This is a genomic window from Gordonia sp. CPCC 205515 (assembly GCF_048537925.1).
GTDB lineage: Bacteria > Actinomycetota > Actinomycetes > Mycobacteriales > Mycobacteriaceae > Gordonia.
Genome location: NZ_JBCLVJ010000015.1, coordinates 49,714 through 62,812, shown reverse-complemented (window position 1 = coordinate 62,812; position 13,099 = coordinate 49,714). Strand labels below are relative to the sequence as shown.

The 13,099-nt window shown below is 68.9% G+C and carries 7 protein-coding genes; 3 read left to right on the top strand and 4 right to left on the bottom strand.

What is annotated here, in order from left to right; translation table 11 throughout:
* Positions 1-26: 26 nt before the first annotated feature.
* Both AAFP30_RS21885 and AAFP30_RS21880 read right to left on the bottom strand, forming a co-directional pair.
* Complete coding sequence (locus AAFP30_RS21885; RefSeq protein WP_419232125.1) at positions 27-797, bottom strand: SIR2 family NAD-dependent protein deacylase; 771 nt, start codon at positions 795-797, stop codon at positions 27-29.
* Positions 794-1,231, bottom strand: a complete 438-nt coding sequence (locus AAFP30_RS21880) for an HIT family protein (RefSeq protein ID WP_419232124.1) — start codon at positions 1,229-1,231, stop codon at positions 794-796. Before AAFP30_RS21880 ends, AAFP30_RS21885 begins: the two co-directional genes overlap by 4 nt.
* Positions 1,232-1,740: 509 nt before the next feature.
* On the opposite strand from AAFP30_RS21880, the gene AAFP30_RS21875 reads away from it, so the two are divergent.
* Positions 1,741-10,977 carry a fatty acid synthase subunit beta domain-containing protein gene (locus tag AAFP30_RS21875; protein WP_419232123.1) on the top strand — a complete coding sequence of 3,079 codons (9,237 nt, stop codon included), beginning with the start codon at positions 1,741-1,743 and terminating at the stop codon, positions 10,975-10,977.
* A 50-nt stretch (positions 10,978-11,027) separates the two neighbouring features.
* Positions 11,028-11,420 (top strand): holo-ACP synthase, encoded by a 393-nt coding sequence (locus AAFP30_RS21870; RefSeq protein WP_419232122.1) that lies wholly within the window; start codon positions 11,028-11,030, stop codon positions 11,418-11,420.
* A 124-nt stretch (positions 11,421-11,544) separates the two neighbouring features.
* Here the strand turns inward: AAFP30_RS21870 and AAFP30_RS21865 are convergent, their stop codons facing one another.
* Together AAFP30_RS21865 and bcp are read right to left on the bottom strand one after the other, a co-directional pair.
* Positions 11,545-12,177 (bottom strand): TetR/AcrR family transcriptional regulator, encoded by a 633-nt coding sequence (locus AAFP30_RS21865; protein WP_419232121.1) that lies wholly within the window; start codon positions 12,175-12,177, stop codon positions 11,545-11,547.
* Positions 12,178-12,201: 24 nt separating this feature from the next.
* Positions 12,202-12,675 carry a thioredoxin-dependent thiol peroxidase gene (bcp, locus tag AAFP30_RS21860; protein WP_419232120.1) on the bottom strand — a complete coding sequence of 158 codons (474 nt, stop codon included), beginning with the start codon at positions 12,673-12,675 and terminating at the stop codon, positions 12,202-12,204.
* A 199-nt stretch (positions 12,676-12,874) separates the two neighbouring features.
* Here bcp and AAFP30_RS21855 point away from each other — a divergent pair, with 199 nt between their 5' ends.
* Positions 12,875-13,096 (top strand): DUF3618 domain-containing protein, encoded by a 222-nt coding sequence (locus AAFP30_RS21855; protein ID WP_419232119.1) that lies wholly within the window; start codon positions 12,875-12,877, stop codon positions 13,094-13,096.
* Positions 13,097-13,099 lie beyond the last annotated feature (3 nt).

Here is a 13,099-nt window from a genome sequence, read left to right as displayed (position 1 = left end):
GGCTGGACACGGCGCCCAGTCGACGGCTACGCACCGCGGACCGCGCGGAGCAGCGCGGGCAGGCCGACGGCGGCGGGCGCGGCGATGCGATGGGTCACGGTGCTGCTGAGCGCCGACGGCTCGGGGTTGACCTCGATGACCGGGACGCCGCGTCCGACGGCGCGCTCGGGCAGCGCGGCGGCGGGGTAGACGATGCCGCTCGTGCCGACCACGATCATCAGGTCACTGCCCGCGACCGCGCTCTCCGCGCGGGTCCACTCCCGCTCGGGGAGGGCCTCACCGAACCAGACCACCCCCGGCCGGACCGGGGACAGGCAGACCGGGCAGGCGGGTGGTTCCACCCGGAGTTCCTCGACCGCGCGGTCGGGGTCGGCGTCGACCCCGTGATACGGCGTTCCGCAATTGCTGCACCGCGGTGCGAACAGACTGCCGTGCAGGTGGCTCACGACGTGACTGCCCGCACGTTCGTGCAGGTCATCGACGTTCTGGGTGACCACGCCGACGGTTCGGTCGGAGGCGAGGTCGGCCAGCGCGTGATGTCCGGCGTTGGGTTCGGCGTCGCGGACGAGCCGCGCCCGCCACTGATACCAGCCCCACACCAGTGCCGGGTCGCGCGCCCAGGCCTGCGGCGTGGCCAGGTCGGCCGGGTCGAATCGCTCCCAGAGGCCGGTGTCGGCGTCGCGGAAGGTCGAGATGCCGCTCTCGGCGGACATCCCGGCGCCGGTGAACACCGTCACCCACTCGGCGTCGCGGACCGCCGCCACGGCAGCGTCCGGGATGGTCGTTTCGGCGGTCATCGTTCCTCGTTCGTCGGGGTGGCCAGTGCCGAGCGGAGGATCGCTGCGGTCTCGTCGGGGTTGGGGTCGCGACGCACGACGAGACCCTTGGCGAAACTCAACTTGTCGCCGTCGTGGCGCGGTACGACGTGCAGATGGGTGTGGAAGACGGTCTGGAAGGCGGCACGGCCGTCGTTGACGACGAGGTTGACCCCGTCGGCCGCCAGCGAACTCCGCTTCATCGCTGCGGCAAGTCGCTGACCTGCGGCGAAGAGCAGACCACCGGTGGCGGGCGGGAGATCGGCCAGCCCCGACGAGTGGGTGCGCGGTACCACCAGGGTGTGCCCGCGAGTGATCGGTCGTACGTCGAGAAAGGCGACCACATCGTCGTCGGCATACAGGGTTCGCGATGGGGCCGTTTGCTCGACGATGTCGCAGAACACGCACGAGTCCATGACCTGCACCCTACGGACGGTCGCCGGTGTTCGTGAGCAGCGGGTATGCCGACGCCGACACGACAGTGTGCCGCATCACATAACAATTTCATAACGGTTTTCCCGAGCGCTCGTTCGGCCATTTTTCGGGCCCGAAAACGACGTCTCATCAGCGGGTTTAAGGGTTCGTCGTGGGGGTGTTTGAGTGAACACTTGTACTACTCCAAAGGTTACTGGCGGGTATACCCGCGAGTCAGTTCAAAACATGAGGAAAACCTCATTTCTCTATGCCATTATTGGTGCACGTTCACACCGAGCCCGTACTCGAAGTTGAGTGCGCATGTCGCCAAAAGCATTGTGCGGCAGGTGTGTTCAGCAAGTGTGCCAGCCTGACGCCGCACTGCCGACCCCTCAACGCAAAACCCCGTACGAGAGACCTCCAACGGGCGCTTCCGTGCGCCTGTGCCGCAAGCCCCACAACCCCGATGGGCCACCTCCCCGCTTGGCCCGTCGAGATCAGAGGAGACCCCGTGACCGTCGACCAATACCGTCCAGGAGCTCAGGGCGCCCGCAAGGACCGCCCCACCACCACCTTGATCGATCGTCTCGCCGCCGGCGAGCCCTACGCCATCAGCTTCGGCGGACAGGGATCGCCGTGGCTGCCCACCCTGGCCGAATTGGTGGTCGACGCCGATCTCGAGCATCGGATCGCGAAGGTCGTCGCCGCGGCCGAGCACACCATCGATCCGGTCGCCGATCAGCTGACCATCGCCGGTGGCGACGGGTTCCATCCGCTGAGCTGGGTCCGTGAGCTCGACGCCGGGGAACCCGTCCCGTCCGACACCGAACTCGCCGACTTCACCCGCTCGGGTCCCGGCGTGCTCCTCACCCAGATCGCCGCGATCGAGGCACTCAAGAAGCAGGGCCTCGACACCGCCGCGATCTCCCCGACGGCAGTCATCGGTCACTCGCAGGGCTCGCTCGCCACCCACGCCATCGGGATCGACGAGGACGCTGCCGAAGCCGGTCAGGGTCTGCTGCTGGCCATCGCGCAGCTCATCGGCGCCGCCGGCACGCTGGTCGCTCGTCGTCGCGGTCTCGCGGCGAGCACCGAGGGCACCCCGATGCTCGCCATCACCGCCAACCCCGCACGGATCGAGGAGATCCTCGCCGAGTACCGCGCCGGCCTGAGCGAGGCCGAGCAGGTCACCGCGCCGGTCATCGCCATCCGCAACGGTCGCCGCTCGGTCGCCCTCTCCGGTGCTCCCCGCCACCTGGCCGCCTTCGTCGCCCTGTGCGAGCGCATCGCCGCGGACGAGGCCGATCAGCGCAAGCGCAAGCTCACCGGTGGTGCACCGTTCGCGCCGAAGTTCGATCACCTCAACGTCAGCGTCGCCTTCCATCACCCCGGCATGGTCGAGGGCGTGGAACTGGTGGGGCAGTGGGCCTCCGAATGCGGCATCGACCGTGACGTCGCCGTCAAGCACGCGACCGACATCCTCGTCGATCCGGTCGACTGGGTCGCCACCGTCGACGGCGTCGTCGAGGCCGGCGCGAAGTGGGTCCTCGACTTCGGTCCCGGCGATCTCGCCACCCGTCTGACCTCCTCGCTGGTTCGCGGACAGGGCGTCGGCCTGGTGCCGGCCGCACTGCGCGTCGGACAGCGCAACCTGTTCAGCCCCGGCGGCGTGCCCGAGGTCGACCGCAAGTGGACCGAGTTCACCCCGAGCCTGGTCACCCTGCCGGGCGGCCGCACCGTCGTCGACACCCCGTTCACCCGTCTGACCGGCCGTTCGCCCATGCTGCTCGCCGGCATGACCCCGACCACCGTCGACCCGGCCATCGTTGCCGCCGCCGCCAATGCCGGCCACTGGGCCGAGCTCGCCGGTGGCGGACAGGTCACCGAGGCGATCTTCGCCGACAACGTCGCCAAGCTCACCGACCTCCTTGATGACGGCCGGCAGGCACAGTTCAACTCGCTGTTCCTCGACCCGTACCTGTGGAAGCTGCAGCTGGGCGGTAAGCGCCTGGTGCAGAAGGCCCGCGCGCAGGGCGCCCCGATCGACGGCGTCGTCGTCTCGGCCGGCATCCCCGAACTCGAGGACGCCGTCGCACTGGTCGACGAGTTCGTCGAAGCCGGTCTGCGTTACGTCGCGTTCAAGCCGGGCACCGTCGAGCAGATCCGGGCCGTGATCCGGATCGCCGCCGAGGTCCCGCACCATCCCGTCATCGTCCAGATCGAGGGCGGCCGCGCGGGTGGCCACCACTCGTGGGAGGACCTCGACGACCTGCTGATCGCCACCTACGGCGAACTCCGCGCCCGCCCGAACGTCGTCATCGCGGTCGGTGGTGGCATCGGTACGCCCGAGCGTGCCAGCGAATACCTCACCGGCGCATGGTCGTCCGCGTACGGCTACCCGGCGATGCCGCTCGACGGCATCCTCGTCGGCACCGCCGCGATGGCCGCGAAGGAAGCCACCACCGCCCCCGCGGTCAAGCAGCTGCTCGTCGACACCGTCGGGTGCGACGAATGGATCGGCGCGGGTCACGCCACCGCCGGCATGGCCTCCGGGCGCAGCCAGCTCGGCGCCGACATCCACGAGATCGACAACACCGCCTCGCGGTGCGGCCGCATCCTCGACGAGGTCGCCGGTGACGGCGATGCGGTCGCCGAACGACGCGACGAGATCATCGCCGCGATGGCCGACACCGCCAAGCCGTACTTCGGCGACGTCGCCGACATGACCTACCGCGCCTGGCTCGATCGCTATGCGACCCTCGCGGTCGGCAGCGCCGACGGTGAGGCGTACCCGTGGGCCGACATCACCTGGAAGCAGCGCTTCGTCGACATGCTGCAGCGCACCGAGGCCCGTATGAGCCCGGTCGACTCGGGCGAGATCCCGACGATGTTCGCCGACCTCGCCAGCATCGAGGACCCGCACGCGGCCATCGACGCGATCGGCTCGGTCTACCCCGAGATCGAGACCGACGTGCTGCACCCCGCCGACGTCTCGTTCTTCCTCGAGCTGTGCCGCACCCCGGGCAAGCCGGTCAACTTCGTGCCGGTCATCGACAAGGACGTGCGTCGCTGGTGGCGCAGTGACTCGCTGTGGCAGGCCCACGACGCGCGCTATCCCGCCGACGCGGTGTGCATCATCCCGGGCACCGTGGCCGTCGCCGGCATCACCCGCGTCGACGAGCCGGTCGGCGAACTGCTCGATCGCTTCGAGGCGCAGGTCGTCACCGACCTGCAGGGCGCCGGCACCGACTCGGTCGCCGTGGCAACCCGCAAGCAGACCGATCTGATCGACGGCAGCGGCGAGCTCGTCTCGGTCATCGAGGCCGACGACGTCGAATGGGTCGGCCGTATCGTCCGCAGTCCCATTGTGCTGCTGGGTGATCGCGACAAGTGGCAGCTCGTCGAGGAGAATCGGGCCGAGCACGAGCCGTCCGGCTCGGTGCTGGAGAAGGTCGCCGACAACCGCTTCGACCTGGTGACGCCGATCTCCGGCGCCACCGTCCGCATCCCGCTGCATACCGACGCCACCCTCGTCGACGGCGGCGTCCCGCGCGTCGGTCTCGACGAGGCCAGCACCGCCATGCGGGAGATCCTCACCGTCGCGGCCGGCGGCAGCCTCGCCGAGGTCACCGACGGTGTCTCGGTCACCACGGTGGCGTGGGACCCGGACAGCGTCGCCGATCACGCCGCGGTCACCGGCTACACGCTGCCGTCGCATCTGCAGCCCACCACGCCGACCGAACCGTTCGGCTTCGCGGTACCCGACACCCTCGTCGGCGCATCCTGGCCGAGTGTCTTCAGTGTCATCGGTGCCGCCCGCACCGAGGACGGCAGCCCGGTCGTGGAAGGTCTGCTCGACCTGGTCCACCTCGATCACGCGATTCAGATCGTCGGCGAAATCCCCACGACGGCAACCGAACTCACTGTTGCCGCGAAGAACGGCGGCGTCCACGACGCCGATGTGGGCCGCGTTGTCGAGGTCACCGTCGAGGTGGCCGGACCCCACGGCCCGATCGCCACGCTCGACGAGCGTTTCGCGATCCGCGGTCGACTCGGCTCGGCCGAACTGACCGACCCGGTGCGTGCCGGTGGCGCAGCCGCCGACGAGCAGTCCGCCACCCGGAAGCTGGTGCGCCAGGCCACCATCACCGCCCCGAGCCGGATGACCGGCTTCGCCGCGGTGTCCGGTGACCGCAACCCGATCCACGTCGACGCCAACGCCGCCAAACTGGCCGGCCTCGGTGATCCGATCGTGCACGGCATGTGGCTCTCGGCCGCCGCGCAGCAGGTCGCCACCGCCACCGACAGCAAGCGCCCGATCCCGTCGCCGCGCCCGCTGCTCGGCTGGACCGCCCGCTACCTGGGCATGGTCCGCACCGGCGACTCGATCACCGTGCGGGTCGACCGCGTCGGTCTCGACGCAGGCCGTGAGGTCGTCGAGGTCACCGCCAAGGTCGGCGACAACCTGGTGATGGCCGCGACCGGTCTGCTGGCCGCCCCCCGCACCGTCTACGCCTTCCCCGGCCAGGGCATCCAGAGCAAGGGCATGGGCCTCGACGCCCGCTCGCGGTCCAAGGCCGCACGCGAGATCTGGGACCGTGCCGACAAGCACACCCGTGCCGCGCTGGGCTTCTCGATCCTGGCCGTGGTCCGCGACAACCCGACCACCCTGGTCGCCAACGGTGAGACCTACCACCACCCGGACGGCGTGCTCTACCTGACGCAGTTCACCCAGGTCGCGATGGCGACCCTGGGCGTCGCGCAGATCGCCGAGCTCAAGGAGTCCGGTGGCTTCGTCGAGGGTGCGATCACGTGTGGTCACTCCGTCGGTGAGTACAACGCGCTCGCCGCGTGCGCCGGGGTGCTGCCGCTCGAGGCCGTCCTCGAGGTCGTCTTCCAGCGCGGATCGGCCATGCACCACCTCGTGCCGCGAGATGCCAAGGGCCGCAGCGACTATCGGATGGCCGCCATCCGCCCCAGCCAGTTCGGTCTGGCCGACGACGAGGTCACCGACTTCGTCAAGAATATTGGCGCCTCGTGCGATGAGTTTCTAGAAGTCGTCAACCTCAACCTCCTGGGTTCGCAGTACGCCATCGCCGGCACCGTCCGCGGCCTCGAGCACCTCGAAGAGGAGATCGAGCGTCGTCGTCTGGAGTTCGGCGGCAAGCGGTCGTTCATCATCGTCCCGGGTATCGACGTGCCGTTCCACTCCACCGTGCTGCGCGCCGGCGTGCCGGAGTTCCGCTCCAAGCTCGAGGATCTGCTGCCCGAGCACATCGATCCGGACATCCTCGTCGGTCGCTACATCCCGAACCTGGTGCCGCAGCTGTTCAACCTCGAGCGCCAGTTCGTCGAGGAGATCGCCGCACTCGTCCCCTCGGATCCGCTGAATGCGGTTCTGGCCGACTGGGATTCCTGGGCGGCCAAGCCGAGCGAGCTGCTCCGGGTGATTCTCATCGAGCTCCTGGCCTGGCAGTTCGCCAGCCCGGTCCGCTGGATCGAGACCCAGGAACTGCTCTTCGCGGGCACCGAGCGTGACGGGCTGGGCATCCAGCGGTTCGTCGAGATCGGTCTGAAGGGTGCGCCGACGCTGTCGGGTCTGGCGTCCAACACGCTCAAGCTCGACGACTACGCCTCGGCCACCACCGAGGTCCTCAACGTGGAGCGCGACACCGACGCCATCCTGGCCAAGGACTCCGGTCCCGAACCCGAGGACGAGGCCGACGACGCCGCCGAGGCACCCGCTGCCGAGGCCGCGGCTCCGGCGGCTGCCGCAGCGGCTCCGGCCGCCGCACCGGCCCCGGCTCCCGCAGCCGCTGCCGGACCGCGCCCGGACGACATCGCGTTCGGCCCGGCCGACGCGGTCAAGTCCGTGATCGCACTGTGGACCAAGATGCGGACCGACCAGATCGGTTCGGCCGACACCATCGAGGCCCTGTGCGACGGCGTGTCCTCGCGACGCAATCAGCTGCTCCTCGACATCGGCGGCGAGCTCGGCCTCGGCGCCATCGACGGTGCCGCCGAAGCCGACATGAATGCCCTGTCGTCGACGGTCTCCACCCTGGCCCGCGGCTACAAGCCGCTCGGCCCGGTGCTCACCGACGCCGTCGGCGACCAGGTCCGCAAGATCCTGGGCCCGGTCGGCAAGCGTCAGTCCTACATCACCGATCGCGTCACCGGCGTGTGGCAGCTCGGTGCCGGGTGGGGCCTGCACACCGTCGTCGCACTCGCTCTCGGCACCCGCGACGGTGCCAGCGTCCGCGGCGAGGATCTGGGCAACCTGCTCGACGGCCCGCTGGCCAACGCGGATGCCCTCGACGCGCTGATCGACCGCGCGGTCGCCTCCGTCGGTGCCGCGCGCGGCATCTCGGTGGCCAAGCCGGCCGCCGAGGGTGGTGCCGGCGGAACCGTCGACGCCGCCGCGCTCGGCGAGTTCACCGAGGCGATCACCGGTCGCTCCGGCGCCCTCGCGTCGGCCGCCTACACCGTGCTGGAGAAGCTCGGCCTCGCCGAGGCCGCGCAGACCGCGGAGCTCGCCGACGACCCGAATGCCGCACTCGCGGAACTGGTCAGCGCCGAACTCGGATCGGACTGGGCGCGGACCGTCGCACCGGCCTTCGACGCCAACAAGGTGGTGCTCGTCGACGATCGCTGGGCCACCGCACGTGAGGACCTGGTCCGCATCTGGCTGTCCGATGAGTCCGACCTCGACACCGATCACGACAAGCTCGTCGCCCGCTTCGAAGGTGCCGGTAAGACCGTCGCCGAGCACGCCACCTGGTGGCAGGGCAAGGCGCTCGCAGCCGGAAATGCCGTCCACGCAAGGCTTTTCGGTGGTATCGCGGCTGCGGCCGAGGTTCCCGGGGCCGGACAGTGGGCCGACGAGATCGCCGTCGTCACCGGTGCCGGTAAGGGCTCGATCGCCTCGGGCATCATCGCCGGACTGCTGGCCGGCGGCGCGACCGTCGTCGCGACCACCTCCAAGCTGGACTCGGCCAAGTTGGCGATGTACAAGAAGCTGTACCGCGAGAGTGCACGCTTCGACGCGGCCCTCTGGGTCGCGCCGGCCAACATGGCGGCCTACGCCGACGTCGACGAACTGGTCGAGTGGATCGGTGCCGAGCAGACCGAGAACCTCGGTGGCACCACGGCGGTCACCAAGCCGGCGATGAAGCCCACCATGTTGTTCCCGTTCGCGGCACCGCGTGTCGCGGGTGACCTCACCGACGCCGGCGCGCGCGCCGAGATGGAGATGAAGGTCTTGCTGTGGTCGGTCGAGCGGCTGATCGCCGGTCTCGGCGAGCTGCACTCCGATCACGACATCGCGGCCCGTATGCACGTCGTGCTGCCCGGTTCACCGAACCGCGGCATGTTCGGCGGCGACGGTGCCTACGGTGAGTCGAAGGCGTCGCTGGACGCGCTCGTCACCCGATGGGGCGCCGAGGACTCCTGGAACACCAAGACCACCCTCGCCCACGGCCTCATCGGTTGGGTGCGCGGTACCGGTCTGATGGGCCACAACGACGGCATGGTCGACGCGGTCGAGGCGGCCGGTGTCCGGACCTGGAGCACCGAGGAGATGGCGGCGAACCTGCTGGGCCTGTGCACCCCCGAACAGCGGGCGCAGGCGCGGACCAAGCCGCTCGTCGCCGACTTCACCGGTGGTCTCGATCCGTCCATCGACCTCAAGGCGCTGGGCGCTGCGGCGGCCGAGGCTGCCGAGGCCGAGTCCGAGGAGGCCGCGCAAGCAGCGGAAACCGTTGCGGCACTGCCGCCGCCGGCGCGTGCACCGAAGGCCGTCAACACCCCGGCGTGGCCGTCGCTCGACGCTCGCCCGGAGGATCTGGTGGTCATCGTCGGTGCCGGTGAGCTCGGACCGTACGGTTCGTCGCGCACCCGCTTCGAGATGGAGGTCGACGAAAAGCTCTCGGCCGCAGGCGTTGTAGAGCTGGCCTGGAACACCGGACTGATCCACTGGGACACTGCGCCCAAGGCCGGTTGGTATGACACCGAATCCGGTGACCCGGTGCCGGAGAGCGAGATCGCCGAGCGCTACCACGACGAGGTCGTGTCGCGCTGCGGTATCCGTCGCTACGCCGACGAGGGCGCGATGGTGGACAACACTGCGCCGCTGCTCACCTCGGTCTTCCTCGACGACGAGCTCACCTTCACCGTGAGTTCCGAGGCCGAGGCCCGGGCCTTCGCCGCGGCGAATCCGGAGAAGACGCGCGTGGTGGAGAACACGGAGACCGGCGACTGGCAGGTCACCCGCCTGGCCGGCACGGAAATCCGGGTTCCCCGACAGTTCTCGATGTCGCGCACGGTCGGCGGTCAGATCCCGACCGGCTTCGACCCGACCCGTTGGGGCGTCTCGCCCGACATGGCCGAGTCGATCGACCGGGTCGCCCTGTGGAACCTGGTCGCGACTGTCGACGCGTTCCTCACCTCGGGCTTCACCCCGAGCGAACTGATGCGGTGGGTGCACCCCGGCCTGGTGGCCAACACCCAGGGCACCGGTATGGGTGGCATGACGTCGATGCGAGAGCTCTACATCAACACGCTGCTCGGTGAGTCCAAGGCGAACGACATCCTGCAGGAGGCGTTGCCGAACGTTGTTGCGGCACACGTCGTCCAGTCCTACGTCGGTAGCTATGGTGCGATGATCCACCCGGTCGCGGCCTGCGCCACGGCGGCGGTCTCGGTCGAGGAGGGGGTCGACAAGATCCGTCTCGGCAAGGCGCTGTTCGCGGTGGCCGGCGGCTTCGACGATCTCGGCATCGAGGGCATCGTCGGATTCGGTGACATGTCCGCGACCGCGGAGTCGGCGAAGATGACCGCACGCGGCATCGACGAACGCCGCTTCTCGCGGGCCAACGATCGCCGACGCGGTGGCTTCGTCGAATCCGCCGGTGGCGGAACGATTCTGCTCGCCCGTGGTGACGTGGCCGCGCAGATGGGCCTGCCGGTTCTCGGCGTGGTCGCCTGGGCGCAGAGCTTCGGCGACGGTGTGCACACCTCCATCCCGGCCCCCGGCCTGGGTGCCCTGGGTGCCGCCCGCGGCGCGCAGGACTCGCCGATGGCGTTGGCTCTCAACGCGCTCGGTGTCAGCGCCGACGACGTCGCGGTGATCTCCAAGCACGACACCTCGACCAAGGCCAACGACCCGAACGAGTCCGAGCTGCACGAGCGGCTCGCGACGGCGATCGGCCGCGGCGACGGTGCACCGATGTTCGTGGTGAGCCAGAAGTCGCTGACCGGTCACGCCAAGGGCGGTGCCGCGGCCTTCCAGCTGATCGGACTGTGCCAGGTGTTGCGCGACGGCGTCATTCCGCCGAACCGGAGCCTGGACTGCGTCGACGAGAAGATGGCCGAGTACCCGCACCTGGTGTGGGCGCGTGAGACGCTGCAACTCGGTGGGCGGTTCCCGCTCAAGGCGGGTCTGCTGACCAGCCTCGGCTTCGGTCACGTGTCCGGCCTCATCGCCGTCGTCCATCCGGAAGCGTTTGTCGCGACCCTGGATTCGGCGGAGGCCGACGCATACCGCGTCGCGTCGGCGGAGCGGGCCCGCACGGGCAGCCAGCGTCTGCTGGAGGCCATGTGCGGAGTCGAGCCGGCCTACAAGCGCCCGCCGAACCGTCGCTTCGACGAAGCGGTCGACGAGCACGACGCCGAGGCCGGGCTGCTGCTTGATCCGGCGGTGCGTCTGGGTGCCGAGGGTAGTTACGACAGTGCCGGTGCGGCGCAATGAGTCACGGGATAGCCGAGCAGAGTTCAACGGAGTCAGGGTCTAATAATCAGATGAGTGTGTTGGGTGTGGGGATCGATATCGTGTCGATCCCGGAGTTCGCCGATCAGTTGAAGCAGCCGGGCACCACGTTCGGTGATCGCTTCACCACGCGTGAGCGTCGCGACGCCGCTGCCGGTACCGGTGACGAGGCCCGTCACCTGGCCGCGCGGTGGGCCGCCAAGGAAGCCGTGGTGAAGGCGTGGTCGGTGAGCCGGTTCTCGCGATCGCCACTGCTGCCGCTGATCCGGCACAGCGACATCGAGGTCGTCACCGACAACTGGGGCCGTCCGGCCATCCGGTTGGCCGGTGAGATCGGCGAGATCCTCGCCGACACCAAGCTGCACATCTCGCTGACCCACGACGGCGACAGCGCCGCCGCGGTGGCGATCCTCGAAGGAAGCTAGGCGCCAGCCGAGCCACGAAGGGCCTGGTGACGGGCCCTTCGTGACGCTCGCTCGTTCCTCGCGGGCTCCTCAGGGAGCGGGTGACGCTCGCTCGTTCCTCGCGGGCTCCTCAGGGAGCGGTGGGTCAGCCCTCGGCGGTGGTCTCTTCGAGCAGGAGATAGCCGGCCAGCATCCGCTTGAGTTCGGCGACGGTCAGTTCGTGATCGTGGCTGTCCTGCACGGAGAAGCTCAGCACCGAGTACACGGTGTGCACGAGCACCTGCGACATCATCTCGCGGCGCGTGCGCTGCGTGGCGGTGAGCGGGGCCAGGATGCGCGCGACCTGATCGGCGAGCAGACGTTCGTTCTGTGACGCGGTCGCGCGGGTGGCGGGAGTGGACTGCACGGCCAGCCAGACCGCGCGCCGGGACGGATCGTCGTGCCAGAGTGCGGCCAGGTGGTCGAGGAACTTCTCGAGCAGATGCGGCCACTCCAGCGACGGGATCTCGGAGGAGAACGCGGCGAGTTCTTCGCGCACCCCGGTCGTGTCCTGCCGGTCGAGCTCGCACACGATCACATACTTGTTGGCGAAGTACTGATAGAGCGTGCCGATGGGAACCTCTGCGCGCGAAGCGATTTCCTCACAGGTGAGGGACTCGAAGCCGACCTCGATGAGCAACTCGCGGGCAGCGGTCAGCATCGCGGAGAACTTCTTCTTGCTCCGTTCCTGCGTGGGGCGCTTGCGCGGCAGCAGCGGCTCGGCGAGCTCGGTCGACATCGGCCTGGTCATCTCCGGCCGACGTCAGACCGACAGGTCGCGCCGCAGCTTGGCCACGTGTCCGGTCGCCCGCACGTTGTACTGCGCGACCTCGATCAGGCCGTCGGCGTCGACCAGGAACGTCGAGCGGATGACCCCGGTGACGGTCTTGCCGTACATCGTCTTCTCGCCGAACGCACCCCACTCGGTGAGGACCTTCTTCTCCGGATCGCTCAGGAGCGGGAAGGTGAGTTCCTCGGCGTCGATGAACTTCTGCAGCTTGGCCTGCTTGTCGGGGGAGATCCCGATGACATCGAGGCCGGCGTCGTTGAGTTCGGCGAGATTGTCACGGAAATCACAGGCCTGCTTGGTGCATCCCGGTGTCGACGCGGCGGGGTAGAAGTACACGATCACCTTGCGACCCGCGTAATCGGCGAGCGAAACCTCGTTGCCCTGCGCATCGGGAAGGGTGAAGGCGGGGGCACGATCTCCGGCTGACAATCGCTTGGTGCTTGGCATAGCAGCCAGGCTAGTCGATGACCGGACGCCGTTGTCGTCGCCGCGGCGGACGTATTGTCCGCTTCGGCCGAATTGTCCTGCGGTCATACCGCGTGCCGAATGTCCAGCACAGTCGGGGTGCGGCCTACAATGCCGTAGTCTCGAAACGTCGAAAACGGGGGTCATCTGACCGCCGTCGAATTACCCCGGGAGGAATGCTGTGGCCGACGATACCGAGCGTATCGAGCAGGAGATCGCGCGGGCGCGTGAAGACCTGGCAAAGACTCTCGATCAACTGGCCGATCGCGCCAACCCGCAGCGGCTGGCCGACGATGCCAAGAGCAGGGCTCTGGCCACTCTGAACAAGCCTGCGGTCAAGTACGCCCTGACCGGTGTCGGTGTGATCGTGGTGTTCCTGGTGGTGCGAAAGATCGTGCGGTGAGTG

Excerpts from the sequence above, each read along its gene's own strand:
- AAFP30_RS21885 (WP_419232125.1), bottom strand. The coding sequence starts at position 797 with ATGACCGCCGAAACGACCATCCCGGACGCTGCCGTGGCGGCGGTCCGC.
- AAFP30_RS21880 (WP_419232124.1), bottom strand. The coding sequence starts at position 1,231 with ATGGACTCGTGCGTGTTCTGCGACATCGTCGAGCAAACGGCCCCATCG.
- AAFP30_RS21870 (WP_419232122.1), top strand. The coding sequence starts at position 11,028 with ATGAGTGTGTTGGGTGTGGGGATCGATATCGTGTCGATCCCGGAGTTC.
- AAFP30_RS21865 (WP_419232121.1), bottom strand. The coding sequence starts at position 12,177 with ATGTCGACCGAGCTCGCCGAGCCGCTGCTGCCGCGCAAGCGCCCCACG.
- bcp (WP_419232120.1), bottom strand. The coding sequence starts at position 12,675 with ATGCCAAGCACCAAGCGATTGTCAGCCGGAGATCGTGCCCCCGCCTTC.